The sequence below is a fragment of the Rhizorhabdus wittichii genome (genome assembly GCF_017607425.1).
GTDB lineage: Bacteria > Pseudomonadota > Alphaproteobacteria > Sphingomonadales > Sphingomonadaceae > Rhizorhabdus > Rhizorhabdus wittichii.
On the sequence record NZ_CP059319.1, the window covers coordinates 5,013,508 to 5,030,370 of the forward strand.

15 protein-coding genes are annotated in these 16,863 nt (G+C 67.4%); 5 read left to right on the top strand and 10 right to left on the bottom strand.

The window, feature by feature from the left end; genetic code table 11:
• Window positions 1-187 precede the first annotated feature (187 nt).
• Window positions 188-2,518, top strand: coding sequence for a TonB-dependent receptor (locus HRJ34_RS24035; RefSeq protein ID WP_011952697.1), 2,331 nt, complete (start codon window positions 188-190; stop codon window positions 2,516-2,518).
• 303 nt (window positions 2,519-2,821) lie between these two features.
• Here the strand turns inward: HRJ34_RS24035 and HRJ34_RS24040 are convergent, their stop codons facing one another.
• Together HRJ34_RS24040 and HRJ34_RS24045 are read right to left on the bottom strand one after the other, a co-directional pair.
• A complete protein-coding gene (locus HRJ34_RS24040; RefSeq protein ID WP_208632661.1) occupies window positions 2,822-5,173 on the bottom strand; it encodes an arylsulfatase in 2,352 nt (783 codons plus the stop codon).
• A 156-nt stretch (window positions 5,174-5,329) separates the two neighbouring features.
• Window positions 5,330-5,698, bottom strand: a complete 369-nt coding sequence (locus tag HRJ34_RS24045; protein ID WP_011952695.1) for a PaaI family thioesterase — start codon at window positions 5,696-5,698, stop codon at window positions 5,330-5,332.
• 241 nt (window positions 5,699-5,939) lie between these two features.
• Here HRJ34_RS24045 and HRJ34_RS24050 point away from each other — a divergent pair, with 241 nt between their 5' ends.
• Genes HRJ34_RS24050 through HRJ34_RS24060 form a run of 3 tightly spaced genes read left to right on the top strand, consistent with a single transcriptional unit; the run spans window position 5,940 to window position 9,416 of the window.
• Entirely contained in the window at window positions 5,940-7,394 is a 1,455-nt protein-coding gene (locus HRJ34_RS24050) for a 3-oxoacyl-[acyl-carrier-protein] synthase III C-terminal domain-containing protein (protein WP_208632662.1), read from the top strand.
• The gene (locus HRJ34_RS24055) at window positions 7,395-8,600 is read left to right on the top strand and encodes an acetyl-CoA acetyltransferase (RefSeq protein ID WP_011952693.1); all 1,206 of its coding nucleotides are present in this window, start codon (window positions 7,395-7,397) and stop codon (window positions 8,598-8,600) included. It begins immediately after the preceding gene.
• A 42-nt stretch (window positions 8,601-8,642) separates the two neighbouring features.
• Complete coding sequence (locus HRJ34_RS24060) at window positions 8,643-9,416, top strand: SDR family NAD(P)-dependent oxidoreductase (protein WP_011952692.1); 774 nt, start codon at window positions 8,643-8,645, stop codon at window positions 9,414-9,416.
• A 12-nt stretch (window positions 9,417-9,428) separates the two neighbouring features.
• On the opposite strand, the gene HRJ34_RS24065 is transcribed toward HRJ34_RS24060, so the two are convergent.
• Genes HRJ34_RS24065 through HRJ34_RS24095 form a run of 7 tightly spaced genes read right to left on the bottom strand, consistent with a single transcriptional unit; the run spans window position 9,429 to window position 15,308 of the window.
• Entirely contained in the window at window positions 9,429-9,908 is a 480-nt protein-coding gene (locus tag HRJ34_RS24065) for a hotdog family protein (RefSeq protein WP_208632663.1), read from the bottom strand.
• Window positions 9,905-10,441 (bottom strand): FAS1-like dehydratase domain-containing protein, encoded by a 537-nt coding sequence (locus HRJ34_RS24070; RefSeq protein WP_208632664.1) that lies wholly within the window; start codon window positions 10,439-10,441, stop codon window positions 9,905-9,907. The genes HRJ34_RS24065 and HRJ34_RS24070 overlap by 4 nt, the downstream gene beginning before the upstream one ends.
• Complete coding sequence (locus HRJ34_RS24075; protein ID WP_208632665.1) at window positions 10,438-11,514, bottom strand: acyl-CoA dehydrogenase family protein; 1,077 nt, start codon at window positions 11,512-11,514, stop codon at window positions 10,438-10,440. Before HRJ34_RS24075 ends, HRJ34_RS24070 begins: the two co-directional genes overlap by 4 nt.
• A gap of 3 nt (window positions 11,515-11,517) precedes the next feature.
• Window positions 11,518-12,708, bottom strand: a complete 1,191-nt coding sequence (locus HRJ34_RS24080) for an acyl-CoA dehydrogenase family protein (RefSeq protein WP_208632666.1) — start codon at window positions 12,706-12,708, stop codon at window positions 11,518-11,520.
• On the bottom strand, window positions 12,705-13,115 hold the full coding sequence (locus tag HRJ34_RS24085; protein WP_011952687.1) for a VOC family protein: 411 nt from the start codon (window positions 13,113-13,115) through the stop codon (window positions 12,705-12,707). The genes HRJ34_RS24080 and HRJ34_RS24085 overlap by 4 nt, the downstream gene beginning before the upstream one ends.
• A 9-nt stretch (window positions 13,116-13,124) precedes the next feature.
• On the bottom strand, window positions 13,125-14,096 hold the full coding sequence (locus tag HRJ34_RS24090; protein WP_208632667.1) for a VOC family protein: 972 nt from the start codon (window positions 14,094-14,096) through the stop codon (window positions 13,125-13,127).
• A 30-nt stretch (window positions 14,097-14,126) separates the two neighbouring features.
• Entirely contained in the window at window positions 14,127-15,308 is a 1,182-nt protein-coding gene (locus tag HRJ34_RS24095) for a cytochrome P450 (RefSeq protein ID WP_016745882.1), read from the bottom strand.
• 116 nt (window positions 15,309-15,424) lie between these two features.
• Here HRJ34_RS24095 and HRJ34_RS24100 point away from each other — a divergent pair, with 116 nt between their 5' ends.
• Entirely contained in the window at window positions 15,425-16,216 is a 792-nt protein-coding gene (locus HRJ34_RS24100) for an enoyl-CoA hydratase-related protein (protein WP_208632668.1), read from the top strand.
• Window positions 16,217-16,226: 10 nt separating this feature from the next.
• On the opposite strand, the gene HRJ34_RS24105 is transcribed toward HRJ34_RS24100, so the two are convergent.
• Window positions 16,227-16,856 (bottom strand): TetR/AcrR family transcriptional regulator, encoded by a 630-nt coding sequence (locus HRJ34_RS24105; protein WP_226948642.1) that lies wholly within the window; start codon window positions 16,854-16,856, stop codon window positions 16,227-16,229.
• Between the last annotated feature and the right edge of the window lie 7 nt (window positions 16,857-16,863).

Here is a 16,863-nt window from a genome sequence, read left to right on the forward strand (position 1 = left end):
CATTCGAATTTTTGGCGGAATTGCGGGCCTGAGCGCTTGTCTCCGATGGCGATCCTGAATTTAAAGCGAGCGCAATGCGAGGTGATTTTTCACAGGGGGGCAGTTAGCAGCGCAACCATATTAGGGCCGTCGTCCAAGTAATGGATGTGGTTAGCTCTCAATCAGAGAGGCAAAAGGGGAGGGAATGATGAAGATCGTCAAGAGGAAGCACGCGCTGTTGCAGTCGGTGGCGATTCTCGTGGCCGTGGGCGTTCCTTCGGTGGCGTCTGCCCAGGTCGAGGAGATCGTGGTGACGGCGCAGAAGCGCGAGCAGTCGATCCGCGACGTTCCGATCTCGCTGGCCGTCATCTCGGGCGACGATCTGAAGAAGCGGCAGGTCTCCGGCATCCAGGACCTCGCCAATTCCGTGCCCAACGTGTTCGTCTCCAAGGGAACCGTGTCGGACAACATCTATATCCGCGGCGTCGGTTCGGGGTCGAACGCGGGCTTCGAGCAGGCGGTCGCGACCTTCGTCGACGGCATCTATCACGGGCGCTCGCGCTATACCCAGTCGGCGCTCGTCGATCTGGAGCGGGTCGAGGTGCTGCGCGGGCCGCAGACGATCTATTTCGGCAACAACGCGATCGGCGGCGCGTTCAGCGTGACCACCAAGAAGCCCAGCCTGAAGGACTGGGGCGGCTATGCGCTCGCCTCCTACGAGTTCGAGGGCAATGAGCCGGCGGTCGAGGCCGCCGTCGGCGGACCGATCGTCGAGGACAAGCTCGCGGTCAGGATCGCCGGCCGCTACTCACATCTCGGCGGCTACATCAAGAACGATTCCACCGGGAAGGACAATCCCAAGATCAAGGACCGCTTCATCCGCGGGTCCGCGCTGTGGCAGATGGCGCCGGGTTGGACGACCCTGGTCAAGGCGGAATATGGCAAGCAGGATTCGATCGCGCCGTTCGCCGCCCAACTCACCGATTGCCCGCCGGCGGCGCCGTTCTCCACCGCCGCGACCTTCTCCTGCGCCTATGCGCTGGCGACCAACCAGGAGTCCAAGTTCGACTATCATCGCCAGTCGGAGCCGGGCGAGTTCGGAAACATCAAGGCTTCCGAATATATGGTGAAGATCGAGCGGGAGAATATCGATGGTCCGGGCCTGGTGGCCCAGGCCTCCTATTCGAAGATGGACTTTCAGATCGTCGCCGATACCGACGGGGTGCCCGCCAGCTTCTTCAACTACAACAGCAGCGAATATCTGAAGCAGTCGACGGTCGAACTGCGGATCGTGTCTCCGGCCCAGTCGAAGATCGAATATGTCGCCGGTGTATACTATCTCCACTCGAAGGCGGGGATCGGCACGACGCTCAATTTCCCGTTCGCGAACGTGCTGCTGGCCGGGCCGCTGGCGCCGCTCGCCCCCTTCGCGCCGCTCGCCGGCGACATCGACCTTCGCGAGAAGGAGAACGCCTTCTCGGCCTTCGGCTCGGTGACCTACCCGCTGACCGATAAATTCTCGATCACGGGCGCGCTGCGCTACACCCATTCGAAGAAGACGGGCACCCAGTCGGCCACCAACGCGCAGGCGCTCGACACCTATGGGCTGTCGGTGGTGCCGCTGCCGGCGGGCCTCCAGCCGGTCGCCGCCTTCCTGACCGGCTTCGTCGATCACACGACGCAGGCGCGGGTTTCGGATGGGGTGTTCCTGCCGTCGGTCTCGGCGCAGTACAAGGCGAACCGGGACGTCTCCTTCTACGCGAAATACAGCAAGGGCTTCAAGGCGGGCGGCTTCGACGCGGTCGAGCTGACGGGAATCCCCGACCGGCTCAGCTATGCGCCGGAGAAGGTGAACGCGTTCGAGGCCGGCCTCAAGTCGGTGCTGTTCGATCGCTCGGTTTCGTTCAACCTCTCGGTCTTCCGCAGCATGTACAAGGACCTGCAGCAGAGCGTCACCCAGTTCACCGCGACCTCGGCCTTCATCACCGTGACCAATGTCGGCGGCCTCAGGACGCAGGGCGTCGAGGCTGAACTGGTGTGGCGGCCCAACGACCGCTTCGAGTTCGGCAGCGACTTCGCGCTGCTCGACGCCAGCTATCGCAATTACGCGAACGCCGGCTGCACCGCCCTGCAGGCGCTCCAGGCCAAGGCGGCCGGCAAGATCGGCTGCTCGCAGGACCTCAGCGGCCGATCGCCGCCCTTCGCGCCGAAATATACCGGCAACGTCCGCGCCGCGTTCAACCAGCCGCTCAACGACGCCCTGAAGTTCAGCGCGAACGCCATGCTGTCCTTCGCCGGCTCCTATGACGTGTCGCCCGACAAGGACCCGGTCACCCGGCAGAAGTCCTGGCGGAAGATCGACCTGCGGCTGGGGATCGGCGATATCGACGACAAGTGGACGCTGGCGTTCGTCGGCACCAACCTGGCCAATGTGAAGGTCAGCGGATCGGCGACCGGCGTGGTGGCGTCGGCCGGCTCTTTCACGCGGACCATCCTGCGGGGACGGACGCTCGCCGCGCAGGCCCAGGTCAAGTTCTGATCGGCGCTCACGCCCGGCGGGGGCGATGGAGGGCGGCAGCGATGCCGCCCTCTCTTTTTGTCAAAGCTAGGGCGCGTCATCAGTTAGCGCGGGCGACCGGATAGAGAAGGAGCTGTTTTCCCTATCGTCATCCCGGACTTGATCCGGGATCCAGAACCGCAACGCTGCGGCTCCATCCCTACGGAGCGGCAATGGATCCTGACTTTCGTCAGGATGACGCTTGTCTCCCTATCGGCCAACGGATGACAGCCCTTGATTTAAGATTGATTGAAACTGTCCCTCATCGATTTCGACGACGGGCCCTCAGTCCCCGGACATCGCCCGTTCGGCCTTGGTCCGTTCGGACTCGAACTGCTGGCCGAGTTGGATGGTCACCGAGGCGATGTCACCCTTGAAGGTGAGGGGCAGGGCATAGCCCGCCTTGACCGTCGTGCCGCTGTCGCGGCCGATGTTGAAGTCCTCGTCGAGCGCGAACATGATCGGGATCGTGTGTTCGACACGGCCGGTCGCCACGATCCGGCCGTCGATCTTGAGCGTGACCGTGCCGCCCTTGCCGCGACCGCCGCCGTCATAGTCGAAGGCCGCGTCGATCTGGTGCGCGCCCGGCGACAGCGGCGCGGTCGAGCTGATCTGGTAGAGCCCCGCGCCGCCGGCATTGTAGACGAAGGTCGGCAGGCCGCGCTCGACGCACAGGCAATAGCCGCCGAAGCGGCCGCCCTGCGTGACCAGGGCGCCATCGGGCTCCGGCGCCGAAACCGAGACATGCGCCTGGATCGTGAAGGACCGGTTCAGGACGTCCGGCGCCATCCCCCAGGGCAGGCGCGACACCGGCCCGCCGAAGGTCGTGCTCGACGGCGCGGCATGGTTCTTCTCCCACAGGAAGGTCGTCGTCGGATTGAAGCCCGGCAGGACGTGGTTCCTGGCCGCCTCCTCGCGGTACAGCGCCTTCATCTCCTCCAGCTTCGCCGGATAGCGGCGGGCGAGGTCGGTCGACTGGCTGAAGTCGCGGTCGAGATCGTAGAGCTCCCAGTTCCGCGATGCGAAGGGAACGCTCTTCTGCATCATGAAATTCCACGGGACGCTGTTCGGCGTCGTGGAGGCGAGCCAGCCGTCCTTGTAGATGCCGGCATTGTCGAGCAGGTTGTAATATTGGACGCGCCGCTCCGACGGCGCCTTCGGAGCGTCGAACGAATAGGACATGTCCAGTCCGTCCAGCTTCTGCTGGCGCTCGCCGTCCAGGCTTTCCGGCGGCTGGATGTTCGCGGCGGCGAGGATCGTCGGCAGCACGTCGATCACATGGGTATATTGGGTGCGGATCTCGCCCTTCGCCGCGATGCGCTTCGGCCAGGACAGGACCATGCCGGCGCGGGTCGCGCCGAGGTGCGAGGCATATTGCTTCATCCAGGGGAAGGGCGTGTTCATCGCGACCGCCCAGCCGGCGGCATAATGGGGCTGGGTGTCGGGCCCGCCCCATTCGTCGATCCGCCGGCGATTCTCCGCCGCGTCCTCGGCAATCCCGTTGACCGGATTCCAGGCGTTGATGACACCGGTCAGCGATCCCTCGCCGCTCGCGCCATTGTCGCCCTCGATGAAGACGACCAGCGTGTTGTCCTCCTCGCCCATCGCGCGGACGGCATCGAGCACGCGTCCGATCTGGTGGTCGGAGAAGGCGAGCATCCCGGCATAGACCTCCATCTGTCGCGCGTAGAGCTTGCGATCCTCGGGGGCGATGCTGTCCCAGGCGGGGATGCCGGGCGCGCGGGGCGCCAGCCTGGTCCCGCGCGGCACGATCCCCGTGGCGATCTGGCGCCTGAGCGTCTCCTCGCGCAGCTTGTCCCAGCCCTGGTCGAACTGGCCGCGGAACTTCGCGATCCAGTCGGCCGGCGCCTGTAGCGGCGCGTGGGTCGATCCGGTCGCGTAATAGAGGAAGAAGGGGCGCTGCGAGCCCAGTTCATGCTGCTCGCGCAGCCAGCCTATGGCATGGTCGGCGAGGTCGCGATCGAGGATGTAGTCCGGCTGGGCGGGCGGGTCGACAGGCCGGGTATTCTCATAGAGCGGCGGCGAATATTCGTCCGTCTCGGCGGTCATGAAGCCATAATAATAATCGAAGCCGAGCCCGGTGGGCCAGCGATCGAACGGGCCGGCGGGGCCGGTCTCCCACATCGGCGTGACATTGGCCTTGCCGATCAGCGCCGTCGAATAGCCGTTGTGGCGCAGGAGCTGCGCGATCGTGCCGGCCGATTTCGGGATGATCGTATTATAGCCGTCGGGCGCCGCGGGCAGTTCCGGCACCACGGCCATGTTGACGTTGTTCTGGTTGCGCCCGGTGAGCAGCGCCGCGCGGGTCGCCCCGCACACCGCCGTCACATGGAAGCGGTTGTAGCGCAGGCCCCTGTTGGCCAGCGCCTGGAGCGTCGGCGTGGGGACGGGACCGCCGAAGGTCGAGGCGGCGCCGAAGCCGACATCGTCGGTGAGGATCACGATCACGTTGGGGGCGCCGCGCTCGGCCGGCCTGACGGTCCTCGCCCAACTCTCCAGCGTCGCGGGTTGGGAGACGGCGGGCGCGGTCCGGACCTGGGCGGCGCCCTGCGCGGTGATGGACAGGGCGAGGCCCAGGGCCGTGCCATGGAACAGCTTGCCGATGCGGCTCGTCATAGGATCCCCTCCGATGGATGTTCTCGTTCGCGTGCGAGACCGGGGTATCGACGGCGTTCGGCGACGGGGGTCTCGTCAATGATCTATCGCGTCCACCCTGTTTGATCCGATGCTCATAATGAACTCGTATATGGCCGCGCGAAGGAGCCCGGCTGGCTATGGCTGGGAGACGAACGCCGCGCGGCCGCTGGCGCCGGGGCGCCCCTGCGCGTCGAACAGGGTCGCCTCGGCGCGACACAGCGTTCGCGACCGCTTCAGGATCGTCCCGCAGGCGCGGAGGCGTCCGGGCTCGATCGGGCGCAGGAAGCTGGCGTTGAACTCGATCGTCGGCATGTAGCGTTCGCCGCCCTCGCCATGGCGGACGACGCGCGCCATGGCGATGTCGAGCAGGCTCAGGATGACGCCGCCATGCACGAACCCCCGTTCGTGGACATGCGCGTCGCCGGCATCGATCTCGATCCAGTAGCGGCCGTCGTCCAGCCCGATGTGCCGCAGGCCGATCAGCGCGTTGAAGCCGGTCGCCATCTCGTTCCTCCAACGTCGCGGGTGCGGGTCATGGCGGCTTAGGGCGGGAGCGGGCTCAGCTGATACTCATCTTGGGCGCGGCCGGGCAACCGAAGGCTAAACGAGTTTTATGTGAGCGCGCCTGACCCTAGCAGATCGGCAAGGCGCCGCAGGACGTCCGCGAAGGACGCTTTCCGTCCCGGGACCTCCCGGCCGGCCGCCGCCCATCATGTCGTGACGCGCGACTGCAACGGAGAGGCCATTGTCGGACACAGGCATCATCTCGATCGCGGGCTATCTCCCCCGGCGGCGACTGTCGCGCAAGGCGATCGTCGCGGCCAACCAATGGGCGAACCCGGCGCTGGCGTCGCTCGGCAGCGGCCATCGCACGATCTGCGCGCATGACGAGGACAGCCTCACCATGGCGGTCGAGGCGTCCCGCGCCTGCCTTGCCCGGGCGACGGGCTTCGCGCCCGGCCTCGTCCAGTTCGCCAGCACGACGCCGCCCTTCGCGGACAGGGCCGGCTCGGTGCTGCTGACGGAGGCGCTGACCCTGTCGCCCGACATCCGCTGCGCCGACGCCGGGGGCTATCTCGGCTGCGGCGCCGGCGCGCTGATCGACGCGCTCGACGGCGGCCGGCCCGCGCTCACCGTCGCCTCGGACAAGCGCGCCGCGAGGATCGCCTCGGTCCAGGAACTGAGCTTCGGCCATGCCGCGGCGGCGGTCGCGACCGGGGCCGGCGACCTGATCGCCCGCTTCGTCGCCGCGCACTGCCTGTCGATCGATTTCGTCGACCATTATCGCTCGACGGGCGCGCGGACCGACTATGTCCTCGAGGAGCGGTGGGTTCGCGACGAAGGGCATATGAAGATCGTCCCGCAGGCGATCGCCGCGCTGCTCGACAAGGCGGGCTGGGCGATCGGCGACGTCCGCCATGTCGCGATCGCGGGCGTCTCGCGCGCGACGCTGCGGCTGATCGCCCGGACCTGCGGGATCGACGAGGACCGGCTGGTCGATCCGCTCGACGCCGAATGCGGCAACACCGGCGCGGCCCACGCGCTGCTGATGCTGTGCCACGCGCTGGAGACGGCCGGCCCCGGCGAGAAGATACTGCTGCTCAACGTCGCGCAGGGTGCGCAAGGCCTGTTGTTCGAGACCACGGAGGCGATCGCGGAGCGCCGGGCCGAGGGAACGGTCCGCGCCCAGCTCGACGCCGGGCTGGAGGACGACAATTATCTGCGCTTCCTCTCGTTCGGCGAGCAGATCGAGGTCGACTGGGGCATCCGGGCGGAACGCGACAACCGCACCGCCCTGTCGGCCTTCCACCGCCATCGCAGGACGATCACCGGCTTCGTCGGCGGGCTCTGCACCGCCTGCGGGACGCGGCAGTTCCCCAAGGGGCCATGCTGCGTCAATCCCGACTGCCGCAGCTTCGACACGCTGGTCGACGAACCCTTCCAGCACAAGGTCGGCCGGGTGCGATCCTTCACCGAGGACTGGCTGGCGATCTCCGCCAATCCGCCGCTGATGTACGGCAATGTCGGCTTCGACGACGGCGGCGTGGTGATGATGGAGTTCACCGATTTCGAGCCCGGCCGGCTGGGCGTGGCGACGCCGGTCCGCTCCGTGTTCCGGATCAAGGATCGCGATCCGAAGCGGCTCTTCCACCGCTATTTCTGGAAGGCCGCGCCTGCGGACATGAAGGGGGCTGGTTGAATGGCTGAAGGTATCCGGGACAAGGTCGTCATCCTCGGCATGGGCTGCTCGCGCTTCGGCGAGCGGTGGGATTGCAGCGCCGAGGACCTGATCTCCGAATCCTTCCGCGAGGCGATCGCCGATGCCGGCATCGACCGGGACCAGATCGAGGCGGCGTGGTTCGGCCTTTCGATGGACGAGCAGAATCTCGGCAAGTCGGCGCTGTCGCTGTCGCAGACGCTCCGCCTGCCGAACATCGCCGCGACCCGCGTCGAGAATCTGTGCGCGACCGGCTCCGAGGCGCTGCGCGGCGCGGTCTATGCGGTTGCCGCCGGCGCCGTCGACATCGCCCTCGCGCTCGGCGTCGAGAAGCTCAAGGACACCGGTTATGGCGGCCTGCCCGAGCGCAGCAAGGGCACGTTCAACGACCTGTGGCAGCCCGGCGCCACCGCGCCCGGATCGTTCGCCCAGTTCGCCAGCGCCTATACCGCGCGCCACGGCGTCGACATGGCCACGCTCAAGGAGGCGATGGCGCACATCTCGTGGAAGAGCCACGAGAACGGGTCGAAGAATCCCAAGGCGCATCTGCGGCAGCGGCTGTCCAAGGAAGCGATCGTCAAGGCGCCGATGGTCGCCTATCCGCTCGGCCTGTTCGATTGCTGCGGGGTCAGCGACGGATCGGCCTGCGCGATCGTCGCCAGCCCGGAAATGGCGATGCGCCTTGGCCGCACCGGCGAGCTGGTCAGCGTCAAGTCGATGCAGCTCGCGCTCAGCAACGGTTCGGAGATGTCGCACGACGCGTGGGACGGCAGCTATGCCCACACGACGCGCATCGCGTCGCGCAAGGCCTATCGCGAGGCCGGCATCGTCGATCCGGTGAAGGAGCTCGACCTGGTCGAGGTCCACGACTGCTTCTCGATCACCGAGCTCGTGACGATGGAGGACCTCGGCCTGTCGCAGCCCGGCATGGGCTATCGCGACGTCTTGGCGGGCAAGTTCGACGCCGACGGCGAGGTGGCGAGCAACATCGACGGCGGCCTCAAATGCTTCGGCCATCCGATCGGCGCGTCGGGGCTGCGGATGGTCTATGAAGGCTATACCCAATTGCTGAACCGCGCCGGCGATCGCCAGCTCAGCCGGCCGCGCCGGGCGCTGACCCATAATCTGGGCGGCTTCCCCAATTACAATGTCTGCAGCATCTCGATCCTCGGCCTGCTCGGCAGCTGAGGTCTCCGCTCCTTCCCTCCATCCAGACCGATCGGACGCACCGTGACCCATCCCGCATCACTCGACAACAAGGCCATCCTCGTCACCGGCGCGGCGCGCGGCATCGGCAAGGCGCTGGCCGACCACGCGATCCGGATGGGCGCGCGGATCGTCGCGGTCGACATCGACGGCGACGCGCTGGAGGAGAGCTTCGCCGGCCATGACGCGGGGACGGTGCGGCGCTATGCCGGCAACATCACCGACGAGGATTTCGTCGCCCGCGTCGTCGATGACGCCGCCGCCGCGTTCGGCGGGATCGACGGGCTGGTCAACAATGCCGGGATCGTCCGCGCGGCGATGATCACCGACATGAAGCGCGATCAGTGGCAGGCGGTGATCGACGTCAACCTGACCGGCGTCTTCGTCTGCCTCCAGGCGGTCGGCCGCCACATGATCGCCCGGGCGAAGGCCGGCGCCGCCAATCCCGGCTCGATCGTCAACATATCGTCCGACGCCGGCCGGCGCGGGACCTTCGGCCAGATCAACTATGGCGCGGCCAAGTCCGGCGTGCTGGGGCTGACGATGAGCGCGGCGCGCGAATGGGGGCGGTACAACATCAACGTCAACAGCGTCTGCTACGGCCTGGTCGAGACCGCGATGACCGAGACGATCCGCGAGGAGAAGTTCCGCCACCGCTATCTCGACGCGATCCCGCTCGGCCGCTTCTCCGCGCCCGAGGAGATCGCCCCGGCGACCTGCTTCTTCCTGTCCGACGCGGCGTCCTACATCACCGGCCAGCATATCGCGATCGACGGCGGCTTCCACATCACCGCCTGAGGGCGGGGCGCTTTACGCCGGTTGCAGCCAGCCTTCGCCGCGCCGCCGCCAGGGATTGTCCCCGGCGGCGGCGGGCAGCGCGTAGAGGATCTCGCACGCGGTCGCGGTCCGCTCGTCCACCGCCATGGCGATCAGGATCGATGCGGCCGGCGCGCAGGGCCCGGCCCGCAGCACCCGGTCGACCGTCCCGGTCAGCGACACGAGGTCGCCGGCGAAGACCGACGAGGTCATCCGGAAGGTCATCCGGGCGATCCGTCCCAGCGGACCCGACCAGTCGTTGAGATAGCGCTCGAACAGCGCCGCCTGGAACTGGGTGTTGGCGAAGATGTCGCGCTGTCCGGCGACGTCGACGGCATAGTCCCTGTCATGGTGGAGGGGGGAATAGTCCCGGCTCGCGAACGCCCCGGCGATCAGCCGCGACGCGGTGACGTGGAAGGACAGCGCAGGGATCTGCTGGCCCGGTTCGACGTCGTCGATCGTGACGAGGTTCATGCCCGCTCCTTTCCGAAGCCGAAGAATTCGTAGCTTTCGACGCCGACCAGGTCCGAGCGCTCGTCGAGATATTGCATCTCGATCGTCCAGAAGCGGCCCCGGCCCATCTTCGTCGTCTTGGGATCGCTGATCCGCCGCAGCACCTGCTGCGTCCGCAGCCGATCGCCGCTCGCCACCGGGCGGTGGAAGCTCGTCGTGTAGGACACCGCCATCGAGGCCGGGAAGCCGAGCAGATCCTTGAGGTCGAAATGCGCCTGGAGCGCCCTGAGCGGCTCCGCGCGGCCCGGCTCCCACAGTTCGGGCCGGCCCCAGGCCGCCAGCATCGTCGCCGGGCAATAGGCGGCGCCGAGCAGGTCCTCCGCCGCGCCGTCGTCCCACCAGGTGGGGTTGGCGTTCTCGACGGCGGCGCCCATCGCTCGGACATGGCCGCGATCGGCGGGCATCCCGGCGCCCGAGACATATTGCGGCCGGCCGATCAGGCGCAGCACGTCCTCGCCCAGCGCCTCGCCGTCGTCAGGCGGGCCGCCGGTCATGCCAGCACATGGTCGGCGATCCGCGTCTTCAGAGCGTCCGCCGTGCCGTTCATCAGCTCGTGATATTTGGAGCGGCGGTAGAAGAGCTGGGGCTCGCCTTCGGTCGAATAGCCGATGCCGCCATGGACCTGGACGGCGATCGTGGCGATCCGCCGGAACAGCGCCGCCGCCCGCAGCTTCGCCATCCGCGCGAGATGGCCGCAGGCCATGCCCTCGTCGCTGGCCCAGGCCGCCTGGTAGACCAGGTGCCGGACCCCCTCCAGCTCGGTCGCGCCGTCCGCCAGCGGATGCGATATCGCCTGGAAGGCGGCGATCGGCCGCCCGAACTGGCTGCGCTGGTTGGCATAGTCGACGGTCAGGCCGAGCAGCCGGTCCGCCGCGCCCACCGCTTCGGCGGCGGCGGCGATCAGCAGGTCGCTCGCCGCGTCGGCGGTCGGGTCGAAGCGGTCGGGCGCGGCGAAGGCCAGCGCCGGGTCGATCGCGACCGCGTCGAACCGGACCGAGAACAGCGGCTGGGACGCATAGTTGGATTGGGGGACGAGCGAGATGCCGGCGCCGTCGGCCGGGACCAGCGCCCAGCATCGACCGTCATGGACGAGGAAGATGTCGGCGACGCTGGCGAAGGGCGTCAGCAGCGTCCGGCCGCCGACGGTGCCGCGCCCGGCGTCGATGCTGATCTCTCCCGGATCGATGCCGTCCCCGGCGGGGATCATGATCAGCTCGCCGCTGGCGATCTTTGGGAGATAGGCGGCCTTGATCGCCTCCGTCCCGTGCGCGGACAGGATGCGCGCCGACAGCACGCAGCTTTGCAGGAAGGGGGAGGAGGCGAGCGACCGGCCGAACTCCTCGAACAGGATCGCCAGGTCGAGGGCGGCCATGCCGGCGCCGCCCTGCGCCTCGCCGATCCGCAGCGCGCACAGGCCGCTCGCGCCGAGCTCGGCCCAGAAGGCGCGATTGAACTTGTCGGGCTCGCCTTCGAGCCGGCGGACGGTCTTCGTGTCGAACAGGCTTTCGCAGAGCCGCCGCGCGGTGTCGCGCAGCATCACCTGCTCTTCGCTGAAATCGAGATCCATGGTTCAAGCTCCGGTCATCAGCCCCAGCCCGCGCCGGGCGACGATGTTCTTCTGGACTTCGGACGATCCGCCGCCGATCGTGTCGACGACCGTCGCCCGGTCCGACATCTCCCACTTCCCCGCGAACGGGGCGTCGGGCGAATCCGACGACAGCAGCGCCAGCGGCCCCAGCCAGTCGAGCGCTTCATTGGCGATCCGCCGGCCGAGCTGGGTGCTGTACAGCTTGTACATCGCGGCCTCGACGGTCGGCACGTCGCCCTTGATCGCCTTGGCGATCACCCGCCGTTGCAGCATCCTGGCGGTCTCGACCTCGCAGGCGAGCTCGGCGATGCGGGCGCGGACCGCCGGATCGTCGGCCAGCGGCCGACCGTCCCGCTCGGTGCGTCTGACCAGCTCGACCAGCGCCTCGAACCGGAGCAGCAGCGGGCCGACCGTGTAGAGCGCGAAGCGTTCATAATCGAGCGCTTCACAGACATATTGCCAGCCGGCATTCTCCTGCCCGACCAGATAGTCGGCGGGGACCTCGACATTGTCGAAGAACACCTCGTTGGTCCGGTGGTCGCCCATCGTCTCGATCTCGACGATCGTCAGGCCGGGATGGTTCATCGGCACCAGGAAGACGCTGATGCCCTTGTGCTTGGGCGCGTCGGGGTCGGTCCGCGCCGCGACCCAGTACCAGTCGGCGAAATGCGCCGAGGTGGTCCACATCTTCTGGCCGTTCAGGACCCAGGCGTCGCCCCTGCGTTCGGCGCGGAGCCGGAGCGAGGCGAGGTCCGATCCCGCCCCCGGCTCCGAATAGCCCAGCGCGAACTCGATCTCGGCGGCGAGGATCTTCGGCAGGAACTCGCGCTTCAGCTTGTCGGAGCCATGGGCGATGATCGTCTTGCCGATGCAGCCGACCCCCTTGCCGATGATCGGCGCGCCCTGGCTCGAAAGCTCCTCGTTGAGCAGATAGTCGTAGATGCCGGGCCGCTCGCGGCCGCCATAGTCGCGCGCCCAGGACATGCCGATATAGCCCGCCTCGGCCAGCCGCTTCATGAAGCCGCGCCGCTCGGGGGAGTCCACCAGCCAGGAGTCGGTCTCCCGCTGCGGCGCGAAGATGATGGCGGCGTCGGACCGCTGCTTCTCGCGCGCCAGATGTTCCTGGAAGGCCTCGAGGAAGGTCGTCTCGTCTTCGGAGAAGGAAAAGTTCACGGCGCGGATTCCTCCATCAGCTCGATGGTGTTTCCGTCCGCATCCTCGACCAGCGCGACCCGGACCCCGGGGCGCAGCGTGTGGAGCGGCACGGCGATGGTGAAGCCGGCCTGCGCGACCTGCTCGACGGTCTCGGCGAGGTTGCCGATCCTGAGCGCGAGGTAGCGGATGCCGGCGGTCGACGAGAAGCGCGGGCCCGCCGGCGGCGGCTGCGCCGGATCGAGCGGGACCAGCACGCGCAGCACGCTGTCGCCGACCTGGAAGCGCGTGACCTGCCCGACGTTCGGGATATCCACGCTGCCGGCGAGCGGAAGGCCCAGCACGCCATTGTAGAAACGGATCAGCCCGTCGAGGTCGTTGGAAACCAGTCCGGCGTCGAGGCTCGGCTTGGCAAGTCTGGCGGCCATGGCGCTCTCCTATCCCTGCGGCATCGCGGCGAGGTTCCTGGCGATCGTCTCGGGATCGAGGCCGCGATGGCCCCATATGTCGCCCTCGACGAAGCGGTTCGGCGTCCAGTCCTCGTCGAGCAGCCGGCCGTCGAAGCCGATCTCGACCTCGAACCCGAACGGACTGCGCATGTAGAAGGACAGCATGTTGTCGTTGACGTGCCGGCCGACCGTCGAGGTCACGGCGATCCCCGCGTCGGTCACGCGTTCGAGGCACTGGAGCACCATGTCGACCTCGGTGACCTCCAGCATCAGGTGATGGACGCCGATCGCGCGGCCGACTTCGAGCAGCCCGATCGAATGGTGGCGCGGGTTGCAGCGATAGAAATTGGCCGAATTGCCGCCGCCGAACGCGATATAGTCGGCCAGCCGGAAGCCCAGGGCGCGCGTGTAGAAGTCCCGCGCCGCCGCCAGCCGGTTCGAGGTGAGCAGGTTGACATGGCCGATGCCGAGCGGGCCGGCGAGGAACTCCATCCCCAGCGGCGATTGGAATTTCCGGTCGACGGTCGGGCCGTGGAACAGCTCGATCGCATTGCCGCAGGGGTCGGTCGTATGGGCGATGCCGCTCACCGAACGCGCCTCGGCCTGTTCGGCGGAGCCCATCTCGGCGACGAAGCCGGCCTCGCGCAGCCTGGCGACATGGGCGGCGAGGTCGGCCTCGTCCTCGACCTCGAGGCCGAGATATTTGACGCCGCGGTTGGTGTCGTCGGGGTGGACGGCGATCCGCCACTGCCAGTCGTCCATCTTCAGATAGACGCTTCCGTCCTCGGCGATGCCGCTGCCGCCGCTCTTCGGGCCGGAGCCGGGAATGGCGGGTATGCCCCAATCCTCGCCGGCCAGCGCGCGGGCGGGCATCAGGCCGAGGATATCGGTGCCGTAGCGGAGCCAGGCCGCCGGGTCGGGCGCGCCGAAGCCTATGTAGCCCAGGCTGCGTATCGTCATGGGGTCCTCCTGGATCGGGTGTCGCTCGGCTCAGGCGCCGAGGATGACGGGCAGATGGTCGAAGCCGGACAGGAACTCGCCATAGGCGCGGGTGCAGTGCGCGGCGTCGACCTCGTACCGTCCGGAGACCTTGAAGAATTCCTGCAGCGCGATCGTCCCCGCCATCGTCGCGAGGTGCATGCCGAGGCATTTGTGCCCGCCGATGCCGTAGGTCAGGTCGCGCGGATAGGATCGGAAGATGTCGAACGCGTCGGCGCGCTCGAACTCGGCCTCGTCGCGATTGGCCGAGGCGTAGATCATCAGCAGGTTCTGGCCCGCCTTGATCTCGGCGCCGCGCACCGAGAAGTCGTTGACCGCCCGGCGGCACAGCATGTTGGTCGGCTGGTCGATCCGCGCGGCCTCGAAGAAGGCCTTCGGGATCAGCGCGGGATCGGCCAGCACCGCGTCGCGCTGCTCGGGATGCCGGGCGAGATAATAGACCGTCCCCGCGCAGACGTTGGGCGTGGTGCCCGATCCGACCGTCAGGAAGATGATGATGATGTTGACGATGTCCTGGTTCTCGAGCCGGCGGCCCTCGACCTCGGCGTCGAGATATTTGGCGCAATGCCCCCCGGCCAGCGTTGGATCGCGGCGAATCCGTTCGACATAGGCGTGGAGCTGGCGGTGCAGTTCCATGCCGGCCTGCTGGTTGCGCGCCGACGAGGTGCCGACCTGGCCGGGGTCGCGGTGCATCGTCTCGTCGATCAGGCGCCGCCACTCGATCGCATTGTCGCGGTCGATGCCGAGATTATGGCCGGCGTTGATCGCGAACAGCCGGTTCACATAGTCGGTGTAGAAGTCGAACCGCTTCCGCGCGGCGAGGGGCGCCAGAAGCTCGCGGGCGAGCGCGGTGATGCGGTCGCGGTCCTTTTCGACATTGCCCTTGGTGTAATCGGCATGGACGACCCGCCGCCACTTGCGATGCTCGCTCATGTCCATGCTGGGAAAGGCGTGGGGGATCGGCTCGCCGAGCAGGACGTTGGTCAGCGGCTGCCCGGCCGTGAAGGTGATGTCGGCCTCATGCTTGACGCTGACGGTCCAGACGTCCTCGAAATGGACCAGCGCCCAGGCATTGTATTTCTCGATGAAATGCGGGCCGGGGGCCTGGCGCAGCCTGGTGTAGAGGGCGTGCGGGTCGCGCATCGCCTCGTCGGAGAACGGATCATATTCCATGTGCTTCTCGCCTTGCTTGGGGGCGAGCCTAGGGTGAGCGCGAACTCACGATAAACTCGTATTTCCGAGGCGAATGCGAGCAGAAGCTAAATGGGACTCGGTGATACCGCCGGTGGATGACCGACCTTCCCGCCACGATTGCAGACGACCTGCCCGAGGGCCTCCGCGCACATGCCGCCGATGGCGTCCTGACCGTCACCTTCGACCGGGCGGAGAAGCGGAACGCCATCACCTATGCCATGTACCGGGCGCTGGTGCGGCTGATCGACCATGCCGCCGCCGACGACGGCGTGCGCGCGCTGTCCTTCGCGGCGGCCGGCCCGATCTTCACCGCCGGCCATGACGTGAGCGGCTTCGCGCAGGGGGCGGAGATCGCCTTCGACGAGAAGCCCTCCTACCTCTTCATGCAGCGCCTCTCGACCTTTCCCAAGCCGGTCGTCGCGGCGCTGAACGGCGATGCGGTCGGGATCGGTGCGACGATGCTGCTCCATTGCGACCTGGTCTATGCGGTGCCCGGCTGCACGCTGGTCTTCCCGTTCACGAAGATGGGGCTGATTCCCGAATTCGGGTCGACCTTCCACTTGCCGCAACTGATCGGTCATCGGCGGACGATGGCGCTGTTCCTCGGCAGCGGGCGCTGCTCCGCCGAGCAGGCGGTGCAATGGGGGATCGTCAACGAGCTGGCGGCGCCCGATCGGCTGGCGGCGGCGGCGGCGGGGGCGCTCGCCGACATCGTCGCGCTGTCGCCCGAGGCGGTCCGCCACACCAAGGCGCTGGCGAAGGCGCCCCATGCCGACGGCACCGCCGCCGCGATCGCGACCGAAGCGGCGCTGTTCCACGAGCTGCTCGCGTCCGATTTCGTCCGCAACCGGATCGGCGCGATCCAGCGGAGCATCTCCGGCCGCTAGGCGGCCTTCCTCACTTGGTCAGATAGTTGAGCGCCATCCGCGTCAGCTCGTCGATGAGCTGCTCCTCGGTGATGCCGGTCGGATTCTGCGCCAGGAAACATTCGATATTGTGGATCGTCGCCCGCTCGATGATGAGCAGCGCGGTCGGCAGGTCGGCGACGACGATCTCGGTCTCATGCTGTTCCAGGAAGGCCAGGTTGGTCGAATAGGTGTAGATCTCGACCGACAGGTTCTTGGTATATTCCTTCAGCTCGGGGACTTGGTCCAATATCCGGAACAGGATGAAGTCGTTCTCCTTGTACATGGCGAGCAGCAGGGTCATGATCTGGCGCAGCGCCGGTTCGAGCGGCTCCTCCATCAGCCGGCGCAGGCCGGTCCGGACCTTGGCCGCGGCCTTGGAGACGGTCTCCTCGATCAGCGTCTTGATGATCGCCTGCTTGTTCGGGAAATATTGATAGAGCGATCCGACGCTGACGCCCGCCACCTCGGCGATGCGGTTGGTCGTGGCGTTCCTGAAGCCTTCCTTGATGATGATCTGCTGGGTCGCCTGGGTGATCGCGTCGACCGTGGTGACGGCGCGCTGCTGCTTCGGGTTCTTGCGGCGATCGACCTCCCCGCCGCTGCCAGTCTCGTTCGCCATCTGCTCG

Excerpts from the sequence above, each read along its gene's own strand:
- HRJ34_RS24035 (WP_011952697.1), top strand. The coding sequence starts at position 188 with ATGAAGATCGTCAAGAGGAAGCACGCGCTGTTGCAGTCGGTGGCGATT.
- HRJ34_RS24040 (WP_208632661.1), bottom strand. The coding sequence starts at position 5,173 with ATGACGAGCCGCATCGGCAAGCTGTTCCATGGCACGGCCCTGGGCCTC.
- HRJ34_RS24045 (WP_011952695.1), bottom strand. The coding sequence starts at position 5,698 with ATGGCGACCGGCTTCAACGCGCTGATCGGCCTGCGGCACATCGGGCTG.
- HRJ34_RS24055 (WP_011952693.1), top strand. The coding sequence starts at position 7,395 with ATGGCTGAAGGTATCCGGGACAAGGTCGTCATCCTCGGCATGGGCTGC.
- HRJ34_RS24065 (WP_208632663.1), bottom strand. The coding sequence starts at position 9,908 with ATGAACCTCGTCACGATCGACGACGTCGAACCGGGCCAGCAGATCCCT.
- HRJ34_RS24070 (WP_208632664.1), bottom strand. The coding sequence starts at position 10,441 with ATGACCGGCGGCCCGCCTGACGACGGCGAGGCGCTGGGCGAGGACGTG.
- HRJ34_RS24075 (WP_208632665.1), bottom strand. The coding sequence starts at position 11,514 with ATGGATCTCGATTTCAGCGAAGAGCAGGTGATGCTGCGCGACACCGCG.
- HRJ34_RS24085 (WP_011952687.1), bottom strand. The coding sequence starts at position 13,115 with ATGGCCGCCAGACTTGCCAAGCCGAGCCTCGACGCCGGACTGGTTTCC.
- HRJ34_RS24090 (WP_208632667.1), bottom strand. The coding sequence starts at position 14,096 with ATGACGATACGCAGCCTGGGCTACATAGGCTTCGGCGCGCCCGACCCG.
- HRJ34_RS24095 (WP_016745882.1), bottom strand. The coding sequence starts at position 15,308 with ATGGAATATGATCCGTTCTCCGACGAGGCGATGCGCGACCCGCACGCC.
- HRJ34_RS24100 (WP_208632668.1), top strand. The coding sequence starts at position 15,425 with ATGACCGACCTTCCCGCCACGATTGCAGACGACCTGCCCGAGGGCCTC.
- HRJ34_RS24105 (WP_226948642.1), bottom strand. The coding sequence starts at position 16,856 with ATGGCGAACGAGACTGGCAGCGGCGGGGAGGTCGATCGCCGCAAGAAC.